Origin of the sequence: Nocardiopsis halotolerans DSM 44410 (genome assembly GCF_000341065.1) — a bacterium.
Classification (GTDB): domain Bacteria; phylum Actinomycetota; class Actinomycetes; order Streptosporangiales; family Streptosporangiaceae; genus Nocardiopsis; species Nocardiopsis halotolerans.
In genome coordinates, this window is the sequence record NZ_ANAX01000162.1 from 26,777 (window position 1) to 39,280 (window position 12,504).

Annotated in this window: 11 protein-coding genes and 1 pseudogene (1 of these 12 running past the window's edge); 3 read left to right on the forward strand and 9 right to left on the reverse strand. The window is 70.6% G+C overall.

What is annotated here, in order from left to right:
• Positions 1–278 precede the first annotated feature (278 nt).
• The 8 genes from D455_RS30195 to fbaA form a co-directional block, all read right to left on the reverse strand.
• A complete protein-coding gene (locus D455_RS30195) occupies positions 279–839 on the reverse strand; it encodes an AAA family ATPase (RefSeq protein ID WP_017571023.1) in 561 nt (186 codons plus the stop codon).
• A 508-nt stretch (positions 840–1,347) separates the two neighbouring features.
• The gene (locus D455_RS0112285; RefSeq protein ID WP_210745659.1) at positions 1,348–2,598 is read right to left on the reverse strand and encodes a transcriptional regulator; all 1,251 of its coding nucleotides are present in this window, start codon (positions 2,596–2,598) and stop codon (positions 1,348–1,350) included.
• Between the two features lie 265 nt (positions 2,599–2,863).
• Positions 2,864–4,159: a UDP-N-acetylglucosamine 1-carboxyvinyltransferase gene (gene murA, locus D455_RS0112290; protein WP_017571024.1), complete on the reverse strand. Its 1,296-nt coding sequence runs from the start codon at positions 4,157–4,159 to the stop codon at positions 2,864–2,866.
• Between the two features lie 373 nt (positions 4,160–4,532).
• A complete protein-coding gene (locus D455_RS0112295; protein ID WP_017571025.1) occupies positions 4,533–5,438 on the reverse strand; it encodes a phosphoribosylaminoimidazolesuccinocarboxamide synthase in 906 nt (301 codons plus the stop codon).
• Between the two features lie 175 nt (positions 5,439–5,613).
• On the reverse strand, positions 5,614–6,864 hold the full coding sequence (purD, locus tag D455_RS0112300; protein ID WP_017571026.1) for a phosphoribosylamine--glycine ligase: 1,251 nt from the start codon (positions 6,862–6,864) through the stop codon (positions 5,614–5,616).
• A 42-nt stretch (positions 6,865–6,906) separates the two neighbouring features.
• Positions 6,907–8,187, reverse strand: a complete 1,281-nt coding sequence (locus D455_RS0112305; RefSeq protein ID WP_017571027.1) for an adenylosuccinate synthase — start codon at positions 8,185–8,187, stop codon at positions 6,907–6,909.
• Positions 8,188–8,570: 383 nt separating this feature from the next.
• Positions 8,571–8,987, reverse strand: coding sequence for a DUF3151 domain-containing protein (locus D455_RS0112310; protein ID WP_026122563.1), 417 nt, complete (start codon positions 8,985–8,987; stop codon positions 8,571–8,573).
• A 193-nt stretch (positions 8,988–9,180) separates the two neighbouring features.
• Positions 9,181–10,203: a class II fructose-bisphosphate aldolase gene (fbaA, locus tag D455_RS0112315; RefSeq protein WP_017571029.1), complete on the reverse strand. Its 1,023-nt coding sequence runs from the start codon at positions 10,201–10,203 to the stop codon at positions 9,181–9,183.
• Positions 10,204–10,613: 410 nt separating this feature from the next.
• Between fbaA and D455_RS0112320 the strand changes: the two genes are divergently transcribed.
• Positions 10,614–11,000 carry a DUF4115 domain-containing protein gene (locus tag D455_RS0112320; protein WP_017571030.1) on the forward strand — a complete coding sequence of 129 codons (387 nt, stop codon included), beginning with the start codon at positions 10,614–10,616 and terminating at the stop codon, positions 10,998–11,000.
• Between the two features lie 127 nt (positions 11,001–11,127).
• On the opposite strand, the gene pyrE is transcribed toward D455_RS0112320, so the two are convergent.
• Positions 11,128–11,661, reverse strand: coding sequence for an orotate phosphoribosyltransferase (gene pyrE, locus D455_RS0112325; protein ID WP_017571031.1), 534 nt, complete (start codon positions 11,659–11,661; stop codon positions 11,128–11,130).
• Between the two features lie 68 nt (positions 11,662–11,729).
• Here pyrE and cutA point away from each other — a divergent pair, with 68 nt between their 5' ends.
• The gene (gene cutA, locus D455_RS0112330) at positions 11,730–12,071 is read left to right on the forward strand and encodes a divalent-cation tolerance protein CutA (RefSeq protein WP_017571032.1); all 342 of its coding nucleotides are present in this window, start codon (positions 11,730–11,732) and stop codon (positions 12,069–12,071) included.
• Positions 12,068–12,504, forward strand: a pseudogene (locus D455_RS30200) (hypothetical protein) (it continues 155 nt past the right edge of the window). Before cutA ends, D455_RS30200 begins: the two are co-directional and overlap by 4 nt.

Consider the following 12,504-nt stretch of genomic DNA (forward strand, 5'->3'; position numbering starts at 1 on the left):
CGCCGGTCACGGTGTGGCGGGGCGGGGACGACCAGGGTTGTCCACAGGTTGCGGAGAGCTGGTGGTCCGCGGGGCGGGCGCGCTGGGATCCTGGGGCACGGGGGAGCCGCACGGCGGCCACGGCGGGCCGCAGCGCCCCCGAACCGAGGCTAACCAGCCAGCGCCCACTCCCACCAGCCCTTTCCACAGCCTGTGGACGGAGCAGTGTGGCCGTGGTGTGGTCGCAGCATGGCCGCGAAAACCGCGGGGCCTGAGCGGACCAGAGTTCCCGTCAGCGCTCACCAGTCGGTGGCGGACACGACCTCCGCGGCGATCTCCTCGACGGTGAGGCCGTCCGTCGCCACGCGCACGGTGCCTGGCGGAGCCTCCGCGTCCAGGTACACGGCGGCGCGCAGGCTACGTTCGATGTGGGGAAGCAGCTGGGAACCGATCTCGCGCATGGCCAGGCGCTCACGCACGGTGGACTCGCTCGCGGTGAGCAGTACGCGGGTGACACCGATGCCCCCGCCGCCCATGGCGCGGCGGAGCATGTCCTCCTCCATGACGCTGACGGTGTTCGTGTAGATCAGCCGGTGGTGCCCGAGCGCGGCGTAGTTCGCCCAGACCGCCGCGACGTTGCGCTCGGTGATACCCGCCCTGTGGGGATCGTCGGCGGGGGCGGGATGGACCTGGTCCATGTAGTCGCCCTCCAGGAGGCAGTGCGCGATCCCGCGCCGCTTGAGGATCTCGGAGACCTCCCAGGCGACCGTGGTCTTGCCGGTTCCCGAGCCGCCGCCGACGAGGAGAAGCCGCCTGCACGTGCCTTCGGCGTCGCCGTCGCCGTTGTCGTAATCGCTCATGCGCGTAAGAGTGTCAGGCGAGGGAGCGCGGGTCACCGGATTATCCACAGGCTGTGGAAGGGGCTGGTGGAGGCGGGTCCGGACTGGTTAGCCTCGGTTCGGGGGCGCTGCGGCCCGCCGTGGCCGCCGTGCGGGGCCCCCGGCTTCCAGGATCCCAGCACAACCGGACAACGGGCGACCGACTCTCCACAGCCTGTGGACGACGTCGCTGTCACACCAGCCGCCGCACGCCCGGCAGTTCGCCTCCGGCAGCCGTTCGCTCCGCCCGGCTACCACGTCCGGCCCGGGCTCAGCGCTCGGCGTTGGTCCTCCGAACCGCTCACACGGCCGCCACAGCTACGCACAGCGACGGGGGTGCCCCCTGCCGAGGTCACACCCCCGTCCGTGACGCCCACGCGCTCTCACGCGCGCTCACGCGGCTCCCGTCGTCCGGTGACGCGCCCGCCTGACCGCCTGCCCGCCTGACCGCCGGGCTGACAGACCGCCCGGCTCTCCGGCCGCCCGACGACTACTTGCCCGCGGCGTCCTTGTCCAGCTTCTCCACGATCAGCCGGTACAGCTGCCGTGGACGACCCGGCTGGAGGGTCCGGTTGGGCGGCAGCGGCCACGCCAACCCCTCCTCCACCAGGGTCCTCAGCAGCCGACGCGCGGTCCGGGAGGTCACACCGAGCATCCGACCGGCGTTCTCCGCGTCGACGACCAGCGGCCCGTCCTCCTCGGCGATCTTCTCCGAGAGCCGGATCAGCGTCTCGCGACCCTTGGTCCGCAGGGGTTCGGAGGACTGCCGTGCGGGTGCGCGCTGCGCGGGCACCAGCGAACGGCCCTCACGGTCCACCGCGAAGCTCTGACGGGAGGCCTGGGCCCGGTTCAGGGCCGCCCGGGCGTGCGCCTCGGCGTCCTGCGTGGTCCGCCCCATACCGATTCCGACCTCGATCGCGATCCCGAGTTCGGCCTTGATCCGCTCCACGAACGGGGGCTGGCGGAACCCCTCGGTCGCGGTCACGAGCGAGCCCCGGGTCGCCGTCACCATGAACGAATGATCGTCCAGCCGGTGCGCCGTGGCGTTGATCCGGTGGGCCTCCTGGAGCAGCAGCCGGTGCAGGGACAACCGCAACTCCTCCCGCCAGTACCGGGGGGTCGACCGCCGGGTCGAGTCACGCAGGGTGGGCACGTCCACCACCACGACGCCCAGCTGGGCCTCCTCCAGACGATGGTGCGCCCCCAGCAGACCCGCGGTCTGGAGGGCGCTGCGCACACCCGCGTTGGTCGGCCGCAGCCGGACCACGGGCACGCCGATGGCCTCCAGCCGCTCGGCGACCCCGCGCACACACGTGATCGCCATCTTGGTGGCCTTGCGACGCCACAGACCCTCGTGGAAGGACGTGAGCTGTGCGGTGTTGGTGAGTTCCTCGTGCACGTGGATGCCGTCCACGGGCAGGTCGACCTCGGAGTAGGCCTCCACCACGTCAGCGCGGCTGAGCACGTCCAGACTGGCTCTGGTCGGATCGTAACGTTCGTCCAGGGTCGCCCGGAGCAGGGCCTCGTGCAGACTCGCCCCTCCGAGGGGCACGAAGGTGGCGGGCATCGTCAGCACCCCCGCCTTGCGTGCGAACTCGTAGGGGACAGGGCTGGCGAACAGATAGGCGTCGATCGCCGAACCCAGCCTGACGACCTTGTCCGTCGCCTCTTGCTCATCTCGGTACGCGGCGGCGATGAGTCTGGCGTTGAGGGGCCCCGTGGACCCCGGACCCATGAGCATGACCCGTTCGACCACCTCATGGGGCCCTATGACGCCGATCGTCAAATCGCCAGTACGCTGGGCACTCACCTCGGGTTGCTCCCCGCTACCATTCCACGCTCTTCACTATGTGCGCCCACTGGTTTCCCGACCCGATCTCTGTCACGGCATGATTGCCGAGATCGTACCCATTGTGCGGGGCCAAAGAAGATCGTTTTCCATATCAACGCCGAAAGCCCGGGTGGGATACGGGCCCCACCCCGGCTTGAACTGCGCTTTCGGCTCCCTACGAGACGGTGACGCGCTCCACGTCGCCGCCTAGCGCAGCGAGCCGGGTCGCGAACTGAGCGTGACCACGGTCCACCAGATAACCAGGCGCCACGATTGTCTCACCTTCGGCGACCAGTCCGGCGAGGACCAGAGCCGCTCCCGTACGCAGGTCGTGGGCGATGACCTCCGCACCGCGCAGGTTGGTGGAGCCGTGCACGATCGCTCGGGTGCCCTCCACCTCGATCTTGGCGCCCATCTTGTTGAGCTCGTCGGCCAGGGCGAACCGGCCGTCGTAGATGGCCTCGTGGATGTAGCTCTCGCCCTCGGCCAGGGTGGCCAGGGCCATCAGGGGCGACTGGAGGTCGGTGGCGAAGCCCGGGAACGGCGAGGTGACGGCGTTGATCGGCCGCAGCGGCACCGAGGGGTCGCGCTGGACGTGCAGGACCGCGCCCTCCTGGGAGAAGCCCACGCCCATCTGCTCCAGTTTCCAGCGGGCCACGCCCAGGTGGTCCAGCTGCGCGCCGACGAGGCTGACCTCGCCGCCGGTGGCGGCGACGGTCATGGCGAACACGCCCGCGTCGATGCGGTCGGCCATGATGGTGTGCTCGACGGCCGTGAGCTCCTCGACGCCCTCCACGGTGATGAAGCCCGTGCCGCCGCCGCTGATCTTCGCGCCCATGGCGCTCAGGAACTCGATGACGTCGAGGACCTCGGGCTCCAGGGCCGCGTGCTCGATCACGGTGGTGCCGGGAGCCAGCACCGCGGCCATGATCAGGTTCTCGGTGCCCGTGTGGGACGGGGTGTCCAGGTAGAGGCGACCCCCGCGGAGGTTGCTGGCCTCGACGTTGATGTGGTTGCGCTCGGTGTCCTCGGTGACCTCGGCGCCCAGACGCGCGAATCCCCGGTAGTGGAAGTCCAGGTTGCGGCTGCCCAGGTTGCAGCCGCCCACACCCTCGATACGGGCGCGGCCGGTGCGGTGCATCAGCGCCGGAACGAAGAGCACGGAGCCGCGGAAGCGGGCCGCGATCTCGGCGGGCAGGACGGCCCGTTCCGGGTCGTTGAGCTGGGAGGCGTCGATGACGACGGTGCGTTCGGCTTCGTGGAACTCGACCTTGGCGCCCACGTGCTCGGCGAGTTCGAGAGCTCGGTAGACATCCTCGATGACCGGAACGTTCCGCAGCACCGTACGGCCCCTGGCCGCGAGGAGGGCGGCCCCGATCATCGGCAGGACGGCGTTCTTCGCGCCTTGGATGAACGCCGTTCCACTGAGGGGGCGTCCGCCGCGGACGCGGTAACGAACCTCCTGGCCCATGCTCATGTGCTCCTTTGTGAGGCAGATGTGGAAAAAGGTCACCCTCGTCGGGTTTCGCCTGTGTGCGTATGAGACGCGGGTTTCCCCTGGAACGTTGCGACCATCATGCGCGTGACCTGCGCGGCCAGTGAACCGGTGTTCGCGATGACTCTATAGCACCAGCTCGCGTGTACCGGCCCAGGACGTGGTATACCCGCAGATCGTGGATAGAGTCCCGTCAAACGGCCAAAGAGGTGTTCGTCTGACGGGAAAGACCGGGATGCCGCGCGTATGGCTGCCAGGACGTACCGGTGGCGCGCACAACGTCACCACCATACGCGCTCCCGGGCGTGAAGCGGTGATCGCGTGTGTCGAATCACCTGCCGAAGGTGTGTCACAGAGAGGGCTTGTCGCCGGTCAGGCGCTCGTATATCTCCACGTAGCGGTCGAGAGTGTGCTGCACCACGTGCTCCGGAAGTTCCGGCGGCGGCGCCTCCGAGGCCCGGTCCCACCCGGACTCCGGAGAGCGCAGCCAGTCCCGCAGCACCTGCTTGTCGAACGAGGGCTGCGGCCCTCCGGGAGCCCACTCGTCGGCGGGCCAGTAGCGGGAGGAGTCCGGGGTGAACACCTCGTCGGCGAGCACCAGGTTCCCGGCTCCGTCACGCCCGTACTCGAACTTGGTGTCGGCGAGGATGATGCCGCGCCTCCGGGCGAGTTCCCGGCCGCGCCCGTACACCCGCAGGGTGAGTTCGCGCAGTTCGGCGGCCAGGTCGGCCCCGTGCGCGGCGGCGACGGCGTCGAAGGACACGTTCTCGTCGTGGTCGCCCACCTCGGCCTTGGTCGCCGGGGTGAAGATCGGTTCGGGCAGCTCGGAGCCGTCGACCAGACCGTCGGGCAGCGCGATCCCGCACACGGTGCCGTCCGCCCGGTACTCCTCCAGGCCTGAACCGGTCAGGTAGCCCCGGGCCACGCACTCCACGGGCACCATGTCCAACCTGCGGCACACCAGGGCCCTTCCGGCCCAGTCGTCGGGGACGCCCTCCGGCAGGACGTCGGACACGACGTGGTTGGGCACCAGGTCGCCCAACTGGTCGAACCACCACAGGGACAGCTGGGTGAGCAGCCTCCCCTTGCCGGGGATCTCGGTGGGCAGCACCCAGTCGTACGCCGACACGCGGTCGGTGGCGACCATCACCAGCGCGCCGTCGCCGGTGGCGTACAGCTCACGTACCTTGCCGGTGTGCAGGTGGGTGAGTCCCTCCACCCGGACGGGTTCGGGCCTGACGACGAAACCGCTCATGGCTTCCCCTCTCCTACGCACCGGCCGCCGAGCGGCGCCGGGCGGGTTGTCCACAGGTTCGGGAAGGGGCTGTGGAACGTGCCCCGGTCCGTGATGGACTTGGAAAGGGGGCCTCGAACCCCCTCCCCATCGGGGTGCCCTGGGCACGCCCGTCCCCAGGCGTGCCCGCACCCCACTACAGCTCGGCGGCCGCGCGCTCGGCGATGTCGGTGCGGTGGAACGAGCCGCGCAGCTCGATCCTCGACACGGCCTCGTAGGCCCGCTCACGCGCCTGGCGCAGGTCGGCTCCGGTGCCCACCACGTTGAGCACGCGTCCGCCGTTGGACGTGACGCCGTCCGTGCCCTTCCACGCGGTCCCCGCGTGCAGCACGTACGCGCCCTCCAGCGAGTTCGCCTCGGCCAGCCCGCCGATGACGTCACCCGTGACCGGGGCTCCGGGGTAGTCCTCCGCCGCGACCACCACGGTGACCGCGGCGCCCGGCTTCCACTGGAGGGAACCGACGCTCCCGAGACCGCCGGTGTCGGTGGCCTGGAGGACCGCTCCGATCGGGGTGGACAGCCGGTCCAGGACCACCTGGGTCTCCGGGTCGCCGAACCGGGCGTTGAACTCCACCACGCGCGGCCCCCGCGACGTGAGCGCCAGACCCACGTACAGCAGCCCCTGGTAACGCTTGCCGCGCCGGTTCATCTCCATCAGGGTCGGCCGCACGACCGACTCCATGACCTCGTCCACCAGGCCCGCCGGGACCCACGGCAGCGGGGCGTACGCGCCCATGCCGCCCGTGTTGGGGCCCTGGTCGCCGTCGTAGGCGCGCTTGAAGTCCTGGGCGGGCAGCAGCGGGAGCGCGTGCAGCCCGTCGCTCAGTACGAAGAGGGACATCTCGGGGCCGTCGAGGAACTCCTCGACGACCACGCGCCCGCACTCGCGGGCGTGCTGCTCGGCGAGGGCGCGGTCCTCGGTCACCACGACGCCCTTGCCCGCGGCCAGGCCGTCGTCCTTGACCACGTACGGCGCGCCGAACTCGTCCAGCGCCTCGGACACCTGGCTGGCGTTCCTGCACACCCGCGCCTTGGCGGTGGGTACCCCGGCGGCCTCCATGACCTCCTTGGCGAAGGCCTTGGAGCCCTCCAGGCGGGCGGCCTCCTGGTCGGGGCCGAACACCGGGATGCCCCGGTCGCGGAGCGCGTCCGCCACACCGGCGACCAGCGGCGCCTCCGGGCCGACGACGACCAGCTCCGCGCGGATGCGCGAGGCCAGCTCGGTCACGGCCAGACCGTCGGTCACGTTGAGGACGTGGTTCTCGGCCAGCTCCGAGATGCCGGGGTTGCCCGGGGCGCTGTGGATGCTGGTGACGCCCGGATCCAGGGACAGGGCGCGGACCAGGGCGTGCTCGCGGCCTCCGCCGCCGAGAACGAGGGCTTTCACTACTGGGGGCCTCTTCGTGTTGAAGGCGGACAGACGTGCGGGTCAGACCAGGGAACGCAGTTCGAGCGTCTCGTCGCGGCCCGGACCGACACCGATGGCGGAGATCTGGGCTCCCGCCATCTCCTCCAGGGTACGCACGTAGGCCTGCGCGTTCTTGGGAAGTTCGTCGAACGTCCGGGCTCCGGTGATGTCCTCGGACCAGCCGTCGAGGTACTCGTAGACCGGCTCGGCGTGGTGGAAGTCGGTCTGCGTCATCGGGATCTCGTCGTGGCGGACCCCGTCGACCTCGTAGGCCACGCACACGGGGACGCGCTCCAGCCCCGTGAGCACGTCGAGCTTGGTGAGGAAGAAGTCGGTGATGCCGTTGATCCGCGTGGCGTGGCGCGCGATGGGCGCGTCGAACCAGCCGCAGCGGCGGGGGCGGGNGGTGACGCCGAACTCGCCGCCCTGGTCGCGCAGCCAGTCGCCCTGCTCGTCGAGCAGCTCGGTGGGGAAGGGACCCGAACCCACACGGGTGGTGTAGGCCTTGAGGATGCCCACGACCTTGGTGATGCGGGTGGGGCCGATGCCCGAACCGGCCGCCGCGCCGCCCGCGGTGGGCGAGGAGGAGGTCACGAACGGGTAGGTGCCGTGGTCGATGTCGAGCAGGGTGCCCTGGGAGCCCTCCAGGTACACCGTCCTGCCCTCGTCGAGCGCCTTGTTGAGGATCAGCGCGGTGTCGGCGACGTAGGGGCGGATCTGCTCGGCGTAGCCCAGGTACTCCTCGATGATCGGCTCGGCGTCCAGGCCGCGCCGGTTGTACACCTTGGTGAGCAGCTGGTTCTTGTCGTGCAGGGACAGCTCGATCTTCTTGCGGAGGATCTTGGGGTCGAACATGTCCTGCACGCGCACGCCCTGGCGGGAGACCTTGTCGGCGTAGGTCGGGCCGATACCGCGCCCGGTGGTGCCGATCCTGCCCTTGCCGAGGAAGCGCTCGCTGACCTTGTCCAGGGCCCGGTGGTAGGGCATGATCAGGTGCGCGTTCGCCGAGATGAGCAGGCGGGAGGTGTCCACGCCGCGCTCCTGGAGGCCGTGCAGCTCCTCCAGCAGGACGCCCGGGTCGATGACGACGCCGTTGGCGATGACCGGCACCACGTTCGGGGACAGGATGCCCGAGGGGAGCAGGTGGAGGGCGTATTTCTGGTCGCCGATGACCACCGTGTGCCCGGCGTTGTTACCGCCCTGGTAGCGCACCACGTAGTCCACGCGGTCGCCGACGAGGTCGGTCGCCTTGCCCTTGCCCTCGTCGCCCCACTGGGCACCCACGAGCGTGATCGCCGGCATTGGTCTCTACCTTTTCGCTCGACACCTGACCGGGGCTTTTCCGACCCCGAACATGGAAAACCCCTGGCGCAAGGCTGCGACAGGGGCCGTTGCGTATTGAGGGTACACGACCTGCGCATCCGGGTTAAGTGGGGCGCTGGGGCACGTGCGTCTCATGGTCCACCCCCGTTTACCTCCATCGCAGGCCAGGGCGGAAACGGTTCCCGCACGCCCGGGGCGTGGGGCGCCACGGGGAGCGGGGCGGTGAACAGCCCGCGGTTCCCGCGCGGACGAGGCGGGTCCCTCCGGAGCCGTGAACGGGGCCCGGAGCCGCGGACGGGTCCTCCGGACACACGAACGGGCCGTCGCGGGCGGAACCCGGACGACCCGTGGTGGTGGCGGCCTCAGGCGTTGAGCGCCTTGTCCGCCTCGGCGCTGGACTCACGCAGGAAGGTGGCGCAGCGCTCGGCCTCCTCGGTGTCACCGATCTCCGCCGAGGCCCTGCTCAGGGCGTGCAGCGCGCGCAGGAAGCCCTGGTTGGGCGCGTGCTCCCAGGGGATCGGGCCGTGCCCCTTCCACCCCGAGCGGCGCAGCTGGTCCAGGCCGCGGTGGTAACCGGTACGGGCGTAGGCGTAGGCGGCCACCGGCTGGTCGTCGGCCAGGGACAGCTCGGCCAGCCGGGCCCACGCCGCCGAGTACTCGGGGAAGCGCGCGGCGACCGGCGTGGGGTCGTCGGAGGCGGCGAGCGCCTCCCGGGCCTCGGGGTTGTCGGCCAGGCGCGTCTCGGGCGGCTCGTTCAGCAGGTTCTGGTGCAGGTTCATGACCACCATCCTGCCACCGGGGCGGCGCGGGCTCCGGGGGATTCCCGTCACGTCGCCCCTCGCGCCGGTGCCCCCCACGTCCCGTCCGTCGGCCTCGCGCGGTCTCGCGGGATCCCGTGGAAGCACGGTGCCCGGCGGCCGTCACCGGCCGCCGGGCACCCGTCGCGACCACCGAACCGGTGGGCGGCCGGGACTACTTCATCTTGTTGCCGGCGGACTTCAGGTGCTGGGCGGCCTCCACCACGCGGGCGGCCATACCGGCCTCGGCCACCTTGCCGTAGGCGCGCGGGTCGTAGGCCTTCTTGCTGCCGATCTCGCCGTCGACCTTCAGCACGCCGTCGTAGTTCTTCATGATGTGGTCGACCACGGGGCGGGTGTACGCGTACTGCGTGTCGGTGTCGACGTTCATCTTCACCACGCCGTACTCGATGGCCTCGTGGATCTCCTCCATGGTGGAGCCGGAACCACCGTGGAACACGAAGTCGAACGCCTTGGCCCGGCCGTACTTCTCGGCGATGGCGTCCTGGGCGTTCTTGAGCACCTCCGGGCGCAGCTTGACGAAGCCCGGCTTGTAGGAGCCGTGCACGTTGCCGAAGGTCAGGGCCGTCATGTAGTAGCCCTTCTCGCCCAGGCCCAGCACCTCGGCGGTGCGCAGGGCGTCCTCCGGCGTGGTGTACAGCTTCTCGTTGATCTCGCCGACGATGCCGTCCTCCTCACCGCCGACGACGCCGACCTCGATCTCCAGGATCGTCCGGGCGGCCTTGGAGGCGGCCAGCAGCTCCTCGGCGATCTGGAGGTTCTCCTCCAGTTCGACGGCCGAGCCGTCCCACATGTGGGACTGGAACAGCGGCTCCTGCCCCTTGGCGACGCGCTCCTTGGAGATCTCCAGCAGCGGGCGGACGAACCCGTCGAGCTTGTTCTTCGGGCAGTGGTCGGTGTGGAGGGCGATGTTCACCGGGTACTTGTCGGCCACGACGCGGGCGAACTCGGCGAAGGCGACCGAGCCGGTGACCATGTCCTTGACCGTGGCGCCGGACAGGAACTCCGCGCCGCCGGTGGAAATCTGGACGATGCCGTCGCTTTCGGCCTCGGCGAAGCCACGCAGGGCGGCGTGCAGAGTCTGGCTGGAGGTCACGTTGATCGCCGGGTAGGCGAAGCCCTCGGACTTCGCGCGGCTCAGCATCTCGGTGTAGACCTCGGGGCTGGCGATGGGCATGCTTGACTCTCCCTGGATTCGGCCTGGAGCGAGCGGCCGCCGGTATCACGCCGACGGCACCCCACGTGCGTTGCCCGGTGGAGCCGGACCTCGGGGGGTGTGGCCCTCGGGTCGGGCCGTGCGTCCGGGTGTGTCCACCAGGTGTCACCCAAGTATCCCGAATACCCGGAGCCCTTGAAAAGGTCTAGACCAAATTGTCCGGGGTTGTCGACGTAGCCGCAGATGATGGAGCCGGAGCGCCGGGCTCCGCGCCCCCGGATCGACGGAGGGTGAGCCTTCCACTCCCATTGTGACCGAATTGTGCGAATCCGGGTGCTTCCAGATGACTGCTGTCGCTTTTTGTCGTGATACGCGCTACATTCAACGCCGTGGGAAGGCATAGGAACGATCCTCGCGGCGTTGGCCAGGTGATGGCCATCGTCGGTGCCGTCGCGCTCCTGGTCACGCTCCTGGCCCTCGGGGGCTTCTTCTTGTACCAGTCGCTCCCCGGCACCAGCGTGAGCGCCAACGCCTCCGGAACCTCGGCGGACGGCGAGGAGACGAGCGACATGGGTGTCCTGTACATCCGCGTCATCGGCGAGTCGAGCGACGTCTTCGTCCGCGTCCCCGGCGGCGACGTGCTCATGGACGACACGATGACCCAGGGCCAGTCGGTCAACTACCCCACCGCGGAGAAGGGCCTGGAGGTCACCATCGGCGACCCCGGCGCGGTCGAGGTCTTCGTCGACGGCGAGGAACGCGACCTCTCCGAACGCGGCCCCGACTTCAGCTTCACGATCGACGCCCAGGGCAACTGAGGCGGCCTCCGCCAGGGCGGAACCGGGTTCCCGCCCCCGTCGAAACACATCCGGGGGTCGCGGGGCCGGGCCGTCGGCGCCCGTCCCGGTACACCCGCGAAACATCCGGCGACCCGTTCCCGGCCCGTCACACGTCCAGGTCGGACACCCCGTACACGGCCCGGTACTCCAGGCCCTCCCGGGTGATCCGCTCGCGCGCGCCCCGGTCCAGGATCAGCGCGACCGCGACCACCTCGGCGCCCGCCTCGCGCAGCGCCTCCACCGCGGTCAGCACCGAACCGCCCGTGGTCGAGGTGTCCTCCAGCGCCAGGACGCGCCGTCCGCGCACGTCGGCCCCCTCGATCCGCTTCTGGAGGCCGTGCGCCTTGCCCGCCTTGCGCACCACGAAGGCGTCCAGCCTGCGCCCGCGCGCGTGGGCGGCGTGCAGCATGGCGGTGGCCACCGGGTCCGCGCCCAGCGTCAGGCCGCCGACCGCGTCGAACTCCAGGTCCGCGACGTTGTCCAACATGACCGAGCCGACCAGCGGCGCGGCCTCCCCGTCCAGGGTGACCCGGCGCAGGTCGACGTAGTAGTCGGCCTCCATACCCGAGGACAGGGTCACCTTCCCGCGGACGACCGCCTTATCGTTGATCTGACGCAGGAGTTCATCACGTTCGCTCATGATCAGTGAGCCTAGAACACCGGGCGGGACGGAAAGCGCACCGAGTCGCCCGGTCGGAGGGGGCGGCCATGCCGGAGTCGGGGAACACCGTTCGGGTCGAGACCACCGTGGACACCAGGGACGGCGCCGAGCGGGTGGCGCGGTCGGTGATCGAGCACCGGTTGGCGGCCTGCGCCCAGGTGAGCGGTCCCATCACCAGCTTCTACCGCTGGGAGGGGCGGGTCCAGGCCGACGAGGAGTGGATGGTGGTGATCAAGACCGCCGCCGACCGTCTGGACGACCTCGTCGCGCACGTCGGCGGCGTCCATCCCTACGACGTCCCCGAGGTCGTGGCCGTGCCCGTCACCGGCGGGAACCCCGCCTACCTGGAGTGGGTGCGCGACGAGACCCGGGGAGGCACCTCCGCGTGATCGCCGTCCTGCTCCCCCCGACCCTCGGCGCGCCCACGCGCTTCCCCGACCTGGCCGACCGGCTGCCCGAACGCGGCCTCACCGCCGTCCGGCCCGAGGTGGGCGGTGACGGGGTCCCGCCGCACGCGGCGCGCTACGTGGCCCGGGCCAGCCTGGAGGTCAACCGCCTGGTCGCGCCCGACGCGCCGACCGCGCTCGTCGCCGAGGGCGGTGCCGGTCCCCTGCTGGGCGCGGTGGGCGCGGCGCAGCGGGCCGCGCACCGGCCGGTGTTCGGCTACGTGCTGGTGGACGCGTTCCTGCCCCAGCCGGGCAGCCCCACCCGTGTGGACGTCGTGAAGTCGCAGAGCCCCGAGGGCGTGGACCCCGGTGCGGAGGGGACGGCGGACGAGCCGCCCGCCTACCGGACCGAGCCGCTGCCGATGGGGTCGGACTG